Genomic DNA, 15610 nt, shown 5'->3' with positions numbered 1-15610 from the left:
AACGGGAATCAATCCGTGAAAGATTTATTAAAATTTTTAAAATCACAAACTAAAACAGAAGAATTTGATGCAATAAAAATTGCTTTAGCAGCACCTGATATGATTCGTTCTTGGTCTTTTGGAGAAGTAAAAAAACCAGAAACAATAAATTATAGAACCTTTAAACCAGAAAGAGATGGTTTATTTTGTGCTAGAATATTTGGTCCTGTTAAAGATTACGAATGTCTATGTGGAAAATATAAACGATTAAAACACAGAGGTGTTATTTGTGAAAAATGTGGAGTAGAAGTTACTCAAAGTAAAGTTCGCAGAGATAGAATGGGACATATTGAATTGTCTTCTCCAACAGCTCACATTTGGTTTTTAAAATCTCTTCCTTCTAGAATTGGTCTTTTATTAGATATGCCACTAAGAGATATAGAAAGAGTTTTATACTTTGAGTCTTATGTTGTAATTGATAGTGGAATGACTAATCTCGAAAAAAAACAAATTTTAACAGAAGAGCAATATCTAGATGCTATAGAAGAATTTGGAGATGAGTTTAATGCAAAAATGGGAGCTGAAGCTATACAAGAACTTTTAATTCATATGAATTTAAAGGAAGAATGCGAAAATTTAAGACAGGAACTGCAAGATACAAATTCGGAAACCAAAAGAAAAAAAATTACAAAAAGAATTAAGTTAATAGAATCATTCATTCTATCTAACAATAAACCAGAATGGATGATTTTAACTGTTCTTCCTGTACTACCTCCTGATCTCCGCCCACTCGTTCCTTTAGATGGTGGAAGATTTGCTACTTCTGACTTAAATGATTTGTATCGTCGTGTAATTAATAGAAATAATCGATTAAAACGTCTATTAGAACTATCAGCTCCCGATATAATTGTTAGAAACGAAAAAAGAATGTTACAGGAAGCTGTAGATGCTCTATTAGATAACGGAAGAAGAGGTAGAGCTATAACGGGATCAAATAAAAGACCTCTTAAATCATTAGCTGATATGATTAAAGGGAAACAAGGTAGATTTAGACAAAACTTGCTGGGAAAAAGAGTTGATTATTCCGGAAGATCAGTTATTACTGTTGGTCCATATCTTCGTTTACATCAATGTGGCTTGCCTAAAAAAATGGCTTTAGAATTATTCAAACCATTTATTTATGGAAAATTAGAAGTCAGAGGTTTAGCAACTACAATAAAATCAGCAAAAAAAATGGTTGAACGAGAAGAGCCTATTGTATGGGATATTCTAGATGAAGTTATTAAAGAACATCCTGTTTTATTAAATCGAGCACCCACTTTACATAGATTAGGAATTCAAGCATTTGAGCCAATTTTAATTGAAGGAAAAGCTATACAACTACATCCTTTAGTCTGTGCCGCATATAATGCTGATTTTGATGGAGATCAGATGGCAGTACACGTTCCTTTAACATTGGAAGCTCAATTAGAAGCAAAAGCATTAATGATGTCCACCAACAATATTCTTTCTCCAGCAAATGGGGATCCAATTATAGTTCCTTCTCAAGATGTAGTACTAGGATTGTATTATATGACTAGAAAAACTATTAATGGAAAGGGGGAGGGAATGTTATTAAGTAACCCCAAAGAAGCAGAAAGAATCTATTATTTAGGTTTAGTTAACTTACATGCATCTGTTAAAGTAAGAATTACAGAATATAAAAAAATTGAAAATAATCAATTTATCAAAAGTAAAAAAATTATAAATACAACTATTGGAAGATCTATTTTATGGATGATAGTTCCAAAAGGTCTTTCTTTTAGTATTGTTAATAAAACATTAGGGAAAAAAAGTATTTCTGAAATGTTAAATACTTGTTATAGAATTTTAGGTATAAAAGATACTGTTAATTTTGCTGATCAAATTATGTATACTGGTTTTTCTTATGCTGCTAGATCTGGAGCATCAGTTGGAATTGATGATATGGTGATACCTGATGAAAAAATAGAAATTATTACAGAAGCAGAAAAAGAAGTTGTAGAAATACAGGATCAATTCCAATCCGGATTAGTAACTTTAGGAGAAAGATATAATAAAGTAATAGATATATGGGCTGCTGCTAATGAACGTGTTTCTAAAGCAATGATGAAAAATTTATCTACAGAATTTACAATAGATAAAAAAGGGAAAAGAAAAATACAAAAATCTTTTAATAGCATATTTATGATGGCAGATTCAGGAGCAAGAGGATCAGCAGCTCAAATTAGACAATTAGCAGGAATGAGAGGACTAATGGCAAAACCAGACGGTTCAATTATTGAAACACCAATCACTGCTAATTTCCGTGAAGGATTAAATGTATTACAATATTTTATTTCTACACATGGAGCAAGAAAGGGATTAGCAGATACTGCTTTAAAAACGGCTAATTCTGGATATTTAACTCGCCGTCTAGTTGACGTAGCTCAAGATTTAGTTGTAACACAAAACGATTGTAATACAAATAAAGGAATTATCATGACTCCTGTTATAGAAGGAGGAGATGTTAAAGAACCTTTAAGAGAACGAGTTCTAGGCAGAGTTACCGCTGAAAATGTTTTAAAACCTAATTCCATAAGTATCCTGATTCCTAGAAATACGTTATTAAACGAACAATGGTGTAATATTTTAGAAGAAAATTCTATAGACAACGTCAAGGTTAGATCAGTAGTACATTGCAATACGAGTTTTGGAGTCTGTGCAAATTGCTATGGAAGAGACCTTGCTAGGGGAAATTTAGTAAATAAAGGAGAAGCTATTGGCGTTATTGCTGCTCAGTCTATTGGAGAACCAGGTACTCAATTAACTATGCGAACCTTTCATATTGGAGGAGCTGCTTCAAGAGTTGCGGCTGAGTCCAATATTCAAGTAAAAAATGAAGGAACTATTAGACTAAATAATGCAAAATCTATTATGAATTCTAAAGGACAAATTATTATTTTATCTAGAAATGTTGAATTAAACATGATTGATTCTTTTGGACGAACAAAAGAAAGTTATAAAGTTCCCTATGGGACGATCCTTACTAAAGGAAATGGAAAAAAAGTTAAATCCGGAGAAACTGTTGCTATATGGGATCCTCATACGATTCCGGTAATTAGTGAAGTAAAAGGATTTGTTCAATTTATTGACATGATAGAAGGACAAAGTATTATTAGACAAACCGATGAATTAACCGGTCTTTCTTCTATAGTTGTATTAGATATCTCTGAAAGAATTGCTTTAGGTAAAGATTTAAGACCATCTTTAAAAATTATAGATTCATATGGAAAAGATATACTTATTCCAGGTACTGATGTTCCAGCACAATATTTTTTACCTGGAAAAGCTATTGTACAATTAGAAAATTTAACTGAAATTAGTTCTGGAGATACCTTAGCTAGAATACCTCAGGAATCTGGGGGTACAAAAGATATTACAGGAGGATTACCTAGAGTTGCTGATCTTTTTGAAGCTAGAAAACCGAAAGAACTGGCTATTCTAGCAGAAATCAGTGGATTAGTTTCTTTTGGAAAAGAAACCAAAGGAAAAAGAAGATTAATTATTAATCCTATGAACGATGAAAATTTATATGAAGAAATGATTCCCAAATGGCGTCAATTAAATGTTTTCGAAGGAGAAAGGGTGGAGAAAGGAGATGTAATATCAGATGGTCCAGAATCTCCTCATGATATTCTTAGATTAAGAGGGGTACAATCAGTTACTCGATATATTGTTAATGAAGTTCAAGATGTTTATCGTCTTCAAGGAGTGAAAATAAATGACAAACATATTGAAGTAATAATAAGACAAATGTTAAGAAAAGCCACTATTCTTAATTCTGGAAATTCGGATTTTTTAATAGGAGAACAAGTAGAATATTCAAGAATAAAAATAGCCAACGAAAAACTGATTAAAAAAGGAAAAAAACCTGCTTCTTTTTTAAGAGATTTATTAGGAATCACTAAAGCATCTTTAGCAACAGAATCATTTATTTCTGCAGCATCTTTTCAAGAAACTACTAGAGTACTAACTGAAGCAGCAGTAGCAGGAAAGAGAGATGAGTTAAGAGGGTTAAAAGAGAATGTTATTGTTGGCAGATTAATTCCAGCTGGAACTGGATATGCTTATCACCAAAATAGAAGTAATAGAAAAGAATCTTTAGAAAAAACAGATGTATCTAATCAATCAAAAATTACTGTTGAAGAAGCATCTGCAAATTTATCAGAACTTTTAAATTCTGAACTAACAGTAAATTAATATAATTCGGTTAATTTTTTATAAAATATTCAAGAATATCTTAAAAAAATAGATATTCTTGAATAAAAAAATTTTTTAAACTTAAATATTACATTTTTTCCCTAAATAGTAATCCCAATCTTTCCAGATGGGTTGTAATCCCAATTTTTTTATCATTTTTTCTATTTCTTTTGGAGTTCTAATATCTTTAACTTCAAATTGTTTTAATTTTTTTATTTTTTTATTATTTGATACTTTTGAATACCCCCCCGGATATGTTTTAGAATAAGCACTTATAGAATTAATTGCAATGGGAATAACATTATCTCTAAATATAGAATCTTCCCGTGTAGATAAAGAAAATTCTACATCTGGAAAAAATAACCTAAAAACACAAATCAATTGAAATAATTCTTGATCATTAATAAAATTTTTTGATAAAATTCCACCCATACAAGGCTGTATACGAGGAAAAGAAACTGAAAAATTGCTTCTCCAATATTTTTTTTTAAGAAATAAAAGATGCATTGCCATAAAATAGCAGTCTGCTCTCCAACTATCTGATAAACCTAATAACACTCCTATTCCTATATTATTTATCTTAGCGTCACCCACTCTTTCAAGGGCGTTTAACCTAAAAAAAAAATCTCTTTTTTTTCCTTTTAAATGGTGTTGTAAATATGATTTATAATTATATGTTTCTTGATATACAAGAACTCCATCCACACCTATTGTTTTTAATTCTTTATAGTTTTTAACAGAAAATGGTTGAAATTCTATAGTCAGAGTGCTAAATTTTTTTCTTACTATAGGTAAATTTTTTCTAAAATAATCCATTCCAACTTTCTTTTCATGTTCTCCACTAACTAATAATATTTTATCAAATCCTAATTCTTTAATTGATTTGCATTCTTCTAATATTTCTTTAGTAGTTAAAGTTTTTCTTTTAATATTATTTAAAACAGAAAAACCGCAATAAGAGCAAGCATTAGAACATAAATTTGAAATATATAAAGGTATATATAAAGAAACAATATTACCAAATCTTTGGCGTGTTAATTTTTTTGCTCTTTGTGCTATTTCTTCAATATAATAATTAGCAGAAGGAGATAATAATGACATTATAGTTTCTGAATTCACTTTCTCAGAAGATAATGCTTTTTTTATGTCTGAATTATTTTTAGATTGAATACTTTTAACAATTTTTTCCCAATTATAAGTTTTCCATTCTTGAGTAAAGTTGTTTTTCATAATTTTTTATCTCTTGTTCATCAAAAAAGATGTCAAGGGGCTGGTGGCTTCACCATACTTCTTTTTTATAGGTAATTTAGCTTTTCTAGCTAAATAACCGGCTTTTACTGAAAGACAAAAAGATTTAGCCATAGTAACAGGATTATTAGATACAGCAATTGCTGTATTAACTAAAACAGCATCTGCTCCAATTTCTATAGCTTTACTAGCATCACTAGGAGCACCAATTCCTGCATCAACTATTACAGGAACATTAGATTGTTCAATAATAATTTTTAACATATCGATAGTTTGTAATCCTTTATTACTTCCAATTGGAGCACCAATAGGCATAACTGCTGCACAACCTACTTCCTCTAATCTTTTACATAAAACCAAATCCGCACTACAATATGGCAACACTACAAAATTTTTTTTTACTAATAATTCTGCAGCTTTTAATGTTTCTATAGGATCAGGCATTAAATAATTAGTATCAGGATGAATTTCTAACTTAATCCAATTTGTATTTAGTGCTTCTCTAGCTAACATTGCTGCAAAAACAGCTTCTTCAGAACTTTTTGCTCCAGAAGTATTAGGTAAAAATTTTACATTTAATTTTTTAAGAGGATTTAAAAAATTTTCTTGTTTTTTATTAAGATCAATTCTTGCAATAGCTAATGTTATTATTTCTGTTTCAGATTTTTTAACTGATTCTAACATTATAGCTGAACTTGAAAATTTTCCCGTTCCCAATAATAGTCTCGAACGAAATTTTTCATTTGATATTTTTAACATTCTACTAACCCCCTGCAATAATATGAAAAAGAATAATTTTATCATTATTTTTTAAAGTATACTTTTTCCAATTTTTTTTAGGAATAATATTATTATTTACAGATATAGCGGAATTTTTTAAATATATTGGAAATTGTTCAATTAATTCTGAAAGAATTAATGAAGACGTAATTATCAGTTCTTTTTCATTTACTGTAATTTTCATTTTTTCCTCTGCATATTGAACAAAAAATATCTTTTTTTAAATTTATTTGATTAATAGATAAATCCAAACCATTAAATAATTGAATTTTTCCATTTATTGAAGATTTTTTATTTAAAATTAATTTTAAAGTCTCCAAAACTTGGAACAATCCTATTATTCCAGTTATAGGAGAAAATATTCCTAATGATTCACAATTATTATTTTCTTTAATATTTTCTGGCCATAAACATGAATAGCATCCAAATTTCCAAGGAGGTTTAATAACTATTAATTGTCCTTTAAATCCTATTGCTGAAGCAATTAATAAAGGTTTGTTTCCTTTTACACAAAATTTATTAATTATTCTTCTTGTTTTTAAATTATCAGTACAATCTAAAACTATATCCACCTTCTTAATAAAAGAATAAATATTTTTTTCATTAAGATATTTTGATATAGCTGTAACTTTACAATTAGGATTCATTTTTATTAAGCGTTTTTTAGCTAACTTAGATTTTAATTTTCCTAATTGATCCGAATCATATATAATTTGTCTCTGCAAGTCACTTAACTCTAAAATATCTCCATCAGAAATAAATAAAGTATTTATTCCTGAAGATAATAAATACATAGCAACAATAGATCCTAATCCTCCTAATCCTATAATTAAAACTTTACTTCTTTGGATTTTTTCTTGTCCTTCAATTCCTACTTCTTTTAACAATAAGTGTCGGCTATAACGCAAAAGGTCATTATCATTTAACATATTATTTCCAATATTTTCTAATTATTTTTAAAAATTTTAAAATACTAAATTTCCAATTTTCAGATTTTGTTATAGCACTAATTAAAGAAACACCATCTATATTAAAGTTCAAAACTAATGGCAAACGCTTTAATGTAATACCTCCAATTACAACTATAGGAATAGAATCTTTTTTTTGAACGTATTTTTTAATTATTTTCAATCCTTGAGGCATACTTTTCATTTTTTTGCTTCCAGTAGGAAAGATATGCCCAATTGCTATATAAGAAGGTCGAAGTACAATAGCTTGGTTAAATTCATTTTCATTTCTTGTGGAAATTCCAAACTTTATTTTAGAATATAAAATTAATTTAAGATCAGATTTTTTTAAATCTTCTTGACCTAAATGAATCCCATAAGCTCCATGTTTTATTGCTAATTTCCAATAATCATTAATGTATAAATTAAAGTTATTTTTTTTAGAAAATTTTATTGCTGTTATTATTATTTTTTCTACTTCAATATCAGTTTTTTTTTTAATTCTAAGTTGAATATTTTTAATATTAAATTTAGATAGTTTTTTAATCCAACTAATACTATCTACAATAGGATATAAACCTATTTTTCTTGTAATGATTGGAAAATTTTTCAAAATTTTATTCCAAAAGTTAAAAAAATATTTTTTTGTTTTATTAAAAATAAGCAATTAATTACTATCATTTTTTTTTATATTATTAGGATTGGATGAAATAGAATTTTTTCTAATTTCTTGACTAATTTTCATAGAACAAAATTTAGGCCCACACATAGAACAAAAATGCGCTGTTTTTCCTGATTTATTGGGTATACTTTCATCATGTAAGAGTCTAGCTGTATTAGGGTCGATAGACAAATTAAACTGATCTTCCCATCTAAATTCAAAACGTGCTTTAGATAAAGCATTATCTCTGATCTGAGCACCTGGATGTCCTTTTGCTAAATCAGCCGCATGCGCTGCTATTTTATAAGCAATCAAACCTGCTTTTACATCTTCTTTATTAGGTAATCCTAAATGTTCTTTAGGGGTTACATAACATAACATGGCACAACCAAACCAACCTATTAATGCTGCTCCAATCCCTGAAGTAATATGATCATATCCAGGAGCAATATCTGTTACTAATGGTCCTAATGTATAAAATGGAGCATCTTGACAGTATTTAATTTGTTTTAACATATTTTCTTTAATCATTTGCATAGGTACATGACCAGGTCCTTCTATCATTACTTGTACATTTCTTTTCCAAGCTATTTTAGTTAAATTTCCTAATTCTTTTAATTCAGAAAATTGTGCCTTATCATTTGCATCATAAATTGATCCTGGTCTTAATCCATCTCCTAAAGAAATTGAAACATCGTATTCAGAACATATTTTGCATATTTCATCAAAATGAGTAAATAAAAAATTTTCTTTTTGATGAAATAAACACCATTTAGCGATAATTGATCCTCCTCTAGAAACAATTCCTGTTAATCTATTAGATGTCATAGAAATATGATTTAATAATAATCCAGCATGAATTGTAAAGTAATCTACACCTTGTTTAGCTTGATCAATAATAGTTTCTTTAAATATATTCCATGTTAAATGCTCTGGTACTCCATTAACCCGTTCTAATGCTTCATATATTGGTACTGTTCCTATTGGAACAGGACTATTTCTTAATATATATTCTCTAATTTCTTTAATATATCTTCCTGTTGATAAATCCATAACGGTATCGGCCCCCCAAACTGTTGCCCAAACTAATTTTTCAATTTCTTCTTCTATAGAAGAGGAAATTGAAGAATTTCCGATATTAGCATTTATCTTCACTAAAAAATCTCTACCTATAATCATAGGTTCAGATTCAGGATGGTTAATATTAGCCGGAATTATTGCACGACCCAAAGCTATTTGATTACGAACAAATTCAGGTGTAATTTTTATATATTGTTGATTTTTAAAATTATTTCCAGAATGTTGTTGATTCATGCGTTTATCAATCATTTCCTGTTGATTTAAATTTTCTCTAATAGCAACAAATTCCATTTCTGAAGTGATAATTCCTTTTTTAGCATAATACATCTGAGTTAAACCAAATTTAGGTTTTACTTTTCTAAAAGTATTAGAGTTTAAAGTAGAAGAAATTTTTGTTTTTTCATTTAAACAATTACTTGTAATTTTTTTAGTATATGAAATACTATCATTTCTAAAATTAATCCATTCTTCTCTTGTTTTTTTTATTCCCTGATATATATCAATTTTTTTTGTATTATCGCCATAAGGACCAGACGTATCATAAGTTAAGATAAAATCTTTTTTTTGTTTTGATTTATCAAATTTAACTGAACTCTGATCATTAGAGTTAATAGTTAAATTAATTTTCTTCATAGGAACAGATAATTTTTTTTTATTATCAGAAATATAAACACGTTCAGAATTTGGAAAATTAATACTCTTAATCGTATTAACAAATTTTTTTGCTTCTTTTCTAGCAAGATATCGTTTTTTATTTTTAATAATGTTCATTTTTTTCTCTATTTTTTTTTAATAAAAATAATAATGCTTATATATTTTTTTACAAAATTTAATTTTTTAAAAACTTTTAAAGTCAATATAATTATACTATGATGAATTTTTGATTTTTATTTAAAATAACAAAATATTAATTTAATAAAAAAAATTCTGCTAAATTATAATAATTAATTATACAATATATTATATATTTTTACATTCTTTAAAAACATTAATAATTTGTTTCTATAAAGAAACAGATAAAGAAAAAATTTAACTTTTTAATAATTTTAATCATATTAAAAGGGTTACCTACTATCTATTATTTTTAATATAAAAATATTAGTGTAGGAATACTTTCTTTAAATTTTTTTAAATATTTCCAAATTGACTTAAAAATATATGTTTTTACATACCTCACGTTTATCTATATTTAATTAAAAATTTATTCTTTTAAAATATATAAGTATTTAAAAAGAAATATTAATATTTTTTAAATTTTTAAATAAAGTATTTAATTAAGGAAAAAAAATGAATAAAGCTCAACTAATCGATATTATTTCTGAAATTACTAATTTACCTAAAACTACTACTAAAAATTTTTTAGAAGCCACTTTATCAACTATTACAAATTCTCTTAAAAAAGGAGAAACAGTACAACTAGTTGGATTTGGAACATTTAAAGTTAATTACAGATCGGAAAGAATAGGCAGAAATCCTCAAACAGGAAAAGAAATCAAAATTTCTGCTACAAAAATACCAAGTTTTGTATCAGGTAAAAGTTTAAAAGAAGCCGTTAAATAATACTTAAAAAATTTTAAAATAAATGAGGGCATTTAGCCCTCTTATTTACATGAAAATATAAAATTATACTAAATTGAAATTTTCTGAAAATATTAAAAAGAATAAAATACTATGAAATTAAAAAATATTAAAACTGCTTTAATTAGTGTATTTGATAAATCAGGAATTGTTGAGTTTGCTAAAAAATTAATACAAAAAAACGTTAAACTATTTTCCACTGAAGGAACAGCAAATTTATTAAGAAAAAATAAAATTTCTGTTACAAATATTTCTCGTTATATTAATTTTCCAGAAATTATGGATGGTCGATTAAAAACATTACATTATCAAATTTATGCTGGTATTTTATATAGAAAAGGAATAGATGATTCTATTATTAATAAATACTCTATTATTCCTATTGATCTAGTAATAGCTAATTTTTATCCTTTTAATGAAAAAAAAAAGATAAAAAATGAAAAGATACAAGAAGTTTTAAAATATATAGACATAGGAGGACCAACCATAGTTCGTGCTGCTGCTAAAAATTATGAACGTGTTTCAATTCTTGTTGATTATAAAGATTATTCATTATTCGACGAGCATCTTGAAAAAAATACATTATCTATAAATGAAAGAATGCGATTAGCTATGAAAGCTTTTAAATATACTGCTATTTATGAAGTAGGAATATCTAATTTTTTTGAAAAAAAAGTTAATAACTTAAAAATAAAAAAAGAAAATTTTCCAGAAATATTAAATTTACAATTTTCTAAAAAAAATAATCTTTCTTATGGAGAAAATCAACATCAAAAGGGATCTTTTTATGTAGAAAAAGAAATTTCTTCTGGATCTATTGGAAATGTCAAAAAAATTCAAGGAAAAGAATTATCATTTAATAATATCTACGATGCTGATATAGCTTTAGAATGTGTAAAAGAATTTACTAAACCTACTTGTGTAATAATTAAACATGGAAATCCTTGTGCTGTAGCTAGTGGAAAAAGTTTACATCAAGCTTATATACTTGCTTATGAAAGCGATCCATCTTCTGCATTTGGAGGAATTATTGCTTTTAATAAGATTTTGGATTCTTCTACAGCTGTAGAAATATTAAATAAACAATTTGTTGAAGTTATTATTTTTCCAGATATTACTAAAAAATCATTAAAAATTTTTCAAAAAAAACCAAATATCCGATTACTTTCTGTTGGTAATTTTATAAATAAAAAAAATTCTTTAGATTTTAGGTCTGTAACGAATGGGCTTTTAATTCAAGAAAAAGATCAGTTATTAATTGATATGAATAAATGGAAAATTCCAACGAAAAGAGTTCCAAATGAAAAAGAAAAAAAAGACGCTATTTTTGCTTGGAAAATAGTTAAATTTATTAAATCAAATGGAATCGTTTATGTAAAAAATCAAGTTACTATTGGAATAGGAGCAGGACAAACAAGTCGTTTATGTTCTGTTAAAATAGCTAATATGAAATTATTAAATCAAAATAAAAAAAACTATAAAAATATAATTATGGCATCCGATGCATTTTTACCATTTTCAGATTCAGTTAAAGAAGCAAATAAATTTAATATAAAAACTATTATACAACCAGGCGGTTCTATTAGGGACGAAGAAGTCTTAAAAGAAGCTAATAAATATAAAATAGCTATGATTTTTACTAATTCTCGTCATTTCAAACATTAAAAAATAAAAATAATTATTTTTTTATCATTGTAAAAAACAAGAACTTGGATTGAAACAAGAAAAGCTTTAAAGAATATGGTGATTGCTGCTAAAAATATGCGATTACATGCATCGTAATCCTGTATAGAAAAATGGTCAAAAAGAAGGCGCTTTTTTACAAAAAAAGCGCCTTCTTTTTGACCATTTTTCTATACAGGATTACGATGCATGTAATCGCATATTTTTAGCAGCAATCACCATATTCTTTAAAGCTTTTCTTGTTTCAATCCAAGTTCTTGTTTTTAAACCACAATCAGGATTAACCCATAAATTTTGTTTTGAAATATAAGTTAATGCTTTTTTTAATAACTTCTCTATATCTTGAATTTTTGGTACATTAGGAGAGTGAATATCATATACTCCCGGACCAATCCCATTAGGATATTTAAAGTTTTTGAAAAATTCTAACAATTGCATATCGGAACGAGATGTTTCAATCGTGATAACATCAGCATCTAAACGTACAATAGCATTCATTATATCTTCAAATTCACAATAACACATATGAGTATGTATTTGAGTAGTACTCTTTACATTAACACATGTTAATTTAAAAGCATTCACTGCCCAAGAAAGATAATTTTCCCAATCTTTTTTTCTTAACGGTAAACCTTCTCTTAATGCTGGTTCATCTATTTGAATAATTTTAATACCTGCTGATTCTAAATCTGATACTTCATCTTGTAACGATAATGAAATCTGTTTAGCTATTATTTCCTTTGAAACATCTTCTCTAAGAAAAGACCAACATAAAATTGTTATTGGACCAGTTAGCATTCCTTTAACTAATTTGTTAGTTAAAGACTGAGCATATTTAGACCATTTAACAGTAATAGCTTTTGTTCGATAAATATCTCCTATAATTACAGGAGGTTTAACACAACGAGATCCATAACTTTGAACCCAACCATAATCAGTAAAAACAAAACCGTTTAAATTTTCTCCAAAATATTCCACCATATCATTACGTTCAACTTCTCCATGAACTAACACATCAATATCCAATAATTCTTGTTCTGAAATTACTTTTTTTATATTATCTTGAATATGTTTATTATAATTTTCAATAGAAACTACACCACTTTTAAAATCTCTTCTTACCTTTCTAATAGACTCAGTTTGAGGAAAAGACCCTATAGTAGTAGTAGGAAAAATTGGCAATTTCAATGCTTCTTTTTGTTTAGAGAAACGTATTGAATAAGGATGTTTTCTATCTAAATTTTGACAATTAAGTTTTTCTAATCTATCTTGAACATTTTTATTATGAACAAATTCTGAAACATTTCGTGTATGTAATAAATTACTCCATTCTTCAATACCTGTTATATCCTTATTATTTAAAGATTTAGAAAACATAGATAATTCAAAACATTTTTGTAAAGCAAAAGAAAACCAATTCTTTATTTCTTGATTTAAATTTTTTTCAAGATTTAAATCAATAGGAGAATGTAATAATGAACATGAAGATCCGACCCAAATATTTTTTCTTTTACTTAATATTGGCATAAGTTTATTAAACCAATAAACTAAATCTGTTTTCCAAATGTTACGTCCATTAACCATCCCTAAAGATAATAACCAATCTTTAGGTAATTTTGAGTTTAAAGCTAATAAATCATAATTTCCAGATAGTAAATCTATGTGTAATCCAGCAACAGGTAACTGCACTATTAAATCTAAATTAAGATTAATATCTTCAAAATAAGTTGTTAACAATAAATTTTTATAATCATCCCCTAAAAAACGGTAAGCAAATTTAAAACCTTCTTTCCATTTATTAGAAAGTTCTAATCCTAAAATTGGTTCATCTATTTGAACCCAAGAAATACCTCTATTAGATAACTCTGTCAAAACATGTTTATAAATAGGTAATATTTTATGTAATAAATCTATTCGATTAAAATAATCACCTTTAATTTTTCCTAACCACAAATATGTTAAAGGTCCTAATAAAATCGGTTTAATTTTATAGCCTAATGATAAAGCTTCATCAACTTCTTCTAATAATTGACTCCAAGAATAAGAAAATTCTTGATTTTTATAAAATTCAGGAACTATATAATGATAGTTAGTATTAAACCATTTTGTCATCTCAGAAGCAGGAACAGATTTTCCTTTTGGAGCTGAACCTCTAGCAATACGAAACATCGTATCTATATCTACAGAAGAATCAGAATTTTTATGTCGAATTGGTATATTTCCTAAAAACATACTTGTTGTTAGTACTTGATCATACCAAGAAAAATCTCCTACTGGTAAAAAATCAATTCCATATTTTTTTTGTTGTTTCCAATTTTCTTTCCGCAATTTTTTACCTACAGAAAACAACTCTTTTTTTGTTATCTTGCCAGACCAATACTCTTCCTGAGCTTTTTTTAACTCTCTTTTTGATCCAATTCTTGGAAAACCAAGTATATGATTAAATACTGTCATAAAGTAAACCTTATTAAAAATTTTAAAAAAAAATTACTTCTATAAATTTTTATTTATAAATTAATACATTTAAAATAAAATATTTATATACATATTAGTTTAAAATTGGTTATTTGAAATTTTATTAGATATTAAAAAAATTAACTAAAAAACGAGCTACTCCATCATCAAAATTATTTTTAATACATTTTAAATGAGGTAAAGATTTTTTTAAATCTTCATCCGAATTATTCATTATATAAGCTTTTCCGGAAATATCTAACATTTCTTGATCATTCAAAGAATTCCCAAAAGAAATACATTTTTTCAAATGAAATCTTAAGTAATTTGATAAAAATTTTAGAGCAAAACCTTTAGATATTTTATTAGGCATAATTTCTAAACAAAGAGGAGAAGAATAAGTTGTATTTACTTTATCTTTAAAATTATTACGAATCTCTTTTTCTAAAATTTTTATTTTTTTTTTATTCATAGAAGTAAAATATATCTTACTTACATTAGAAGAAAAAATGTTTCTATTTTTAACATCTAAAGAAATAGGTATGTTATTTATATCAATTTGATTTGTTTTAACAAGAACTCCATTGATATACCACTTATTATTTTTATATATATGCGTATAAATTTCTTTATCAAAAATTCTTATTTTTTGTAATTTTATACAAATATCTGATAAAAAATTACAACTAAAAATTAAGTTACCTAAAGAATTGTAAATTTTTGAGCCATTAGAAGTAATAGAAAAAAAATTAATTCCTAATTCTTTTTGAAACTTTAACACATCTCTATAGTGTCTTCCAGTAGCTATTACAAAACGTATACCTCTATTACTTAACTTTTTTATAACTAATTTAGTAAAATTAGATAACTGAAAATTATCATCTAGTAAAGTGCCATCTAAATCTGAAACGACTATATATTCCATAAAATAAAATCTCAA

Annotated in this window: 11 protein-coding genes; 3 read left to right on the top strand and 8 right to left on the bottom strand. The window is 26.5% G+C overall.

Going from position 1 to position 15610, the window contains the following annotated elements; genetic code table 11:
- Nucleotides 1-15: 15 nt before the first annotated feature.
- Entirely contained in the window at nt 16-4239 is a 4224-nt protein-coding gene (gene rpoC, locus AB4W62_RS00180) for a DNA-directed RNA polymerase subunit beta' (RefSeq protein WP_367679950.1), read from the top strand.
- A gap of 81 nt (nt 4240-4320) precedes the next feature.
- Here the strand turns inward: rpoC and thiH are convergent, their stop codons facing one another.
- The 6 genes from thiH to thiC are packed head-to-tail and all read right to left on the bottom strand — an operon-like array spanning nt 4321 to nt 9726.
- Nucleotides 4321-5469 (bottom strand): 2-iminoacetate synthase ThiH, encoded by a 1149-nt coding sequence (gene thiH, locus AB4W62_RS00175; RefSeq protein WP_367679949.1) that lies wholly within the window; start codon nt 5467-5469, stop codon nt 4321-4323.
- 6 nt (nt 5470-5475) lie between these two features.
- A complete protein-coding gene (locus AB4W62_RS00170; protein ID WP_367679948.1) occupies nt 5476-6246 on the bottom strand; it encodes a thiazole synthase in 771 nt (256 codons plus the stop codon).
- A gap of 4 nt (nt 6247-6250) precedes the next feature.
- Nucleotides 6251-6451, bottom strand: coding sequence for a sulfur carrier protein ThiS (gene thiS, locus AB4W62_RS00165; RefSeq protein WP_367679947.1), 201 nt, complete (start codon nt 6449-6451; stop codon nt 6251-6253).
- On the bottom strand, nt 6432-7196 hold the full coding sequence (locus AB4W62_RS00160; RefSeq protein WP_367679946.1) for a ThiF family adenylyltransferase: 765 nt from the start codon (nt 7194-7196) through the stop codon (nt 6432-6434). Before AB4W62_RS00160 ends, thiS begins: the two co-directional genes overlap by 20 nt.
- A gap of 1 nt (nt 7197) precedes the next feature.
- Entirely contained in the window at nt 7198-7827 is a 630-nt protein-coding gene (gene thiE / locus AB4W62_RS00155; protein WP_367679945.1) for a thiamine phosphate synthase, read from the bottom strand.
- Between the two features lie 54 nt (nt 7828-7881).
- On the bottom strand, nt 7882-9726 hold the full coding sequence (gene thiC / locus AB4W62_RS00150) for a phosphomethylpyrimidine synthase ThiC (protein ID WP_367679944.1): 1845 nt from the start codon (nt 9724-9726) through the stop codon (nt 7882-7884).
- Between the two features lie 516 nt (nt 9727-10242).
- Between thiC and AB4W62_RS00145 the strand changes: the two genes are divergently transcribed.
- Both AB4W62_RS00145 and purH read left to right on the top strand, forming a co-directional pair.
- Nucleotides 10243-10515: an HU family DNA-binding protein gene (locus AB4W62_RS00145; protein WP_367679943.1), complete on the top strand. Its 273-nt coding sequence runs from the start codon at nt 10243-10245 to the stop codon at nt 10513-10515.
- 111 nt (nt 10516-10626) lie between these two features.
- Nucleotides 10627-12198: a bifunctional phosphoribosylaminoimidazolecarboxamide formyltransferase/IMP cyclohydrolase gene (gene purH, locus AB4W62_RS00140; protein ID WP_367679942.1), complete on the top strand. Its 1572-nt coding sequence runs from the start codon at nt 10627-10629 to the stop codon at nt 12196-12198.
- Nucleotides 12199-12396: 198 nt separating this feature from the next.
- Here purH and metE read toward each other — a convergent pair whose 3' ends face one another.
- Nucleotides 12397-14670, bottom strand: coding sequence for a 5-methyltetrahydropteroyltriglutamate--homocysteine S-methyltransferase (gene metE, locus AB4W62_RS00135; protein ID WP_367679941.1), 2274 nt, complete (start codon nt 14668-14670; stop codon nt 12397-12399).
- A gap of 124 nt (nt 14671-14794) precedes the next feature.
- Complete coding sequence (locus AB4W62_RS00130) at nt 14795-15595, bottom strand: Cof-type HAD-IIB family hydrolase (protein WP_367679940.1); 801 nt, start codon at nt 15593-15595, stop codon at nt 14795-14797.
- Nucleotides 15596-15610 lie beyond the last annotated feature (15 nt).

The sequence above is a fragment of the Buchnera aphidicola (Mindarus abietinus) genome, from assembly GCF_964059085.1.
In the GTDB taxonomy this organism is placed as follows: Bacteria; Pseudomonadota; Gammaproteobacteria; order Enterobacterales; family Enterobacteriaceae; genus Buchnera_A; species Buchnera_A aphidicola_C.
Note: the sequence above shows the minus strand (reverse complement) of the source record. Positions and strands in the feature narration are given on the sequence as shown.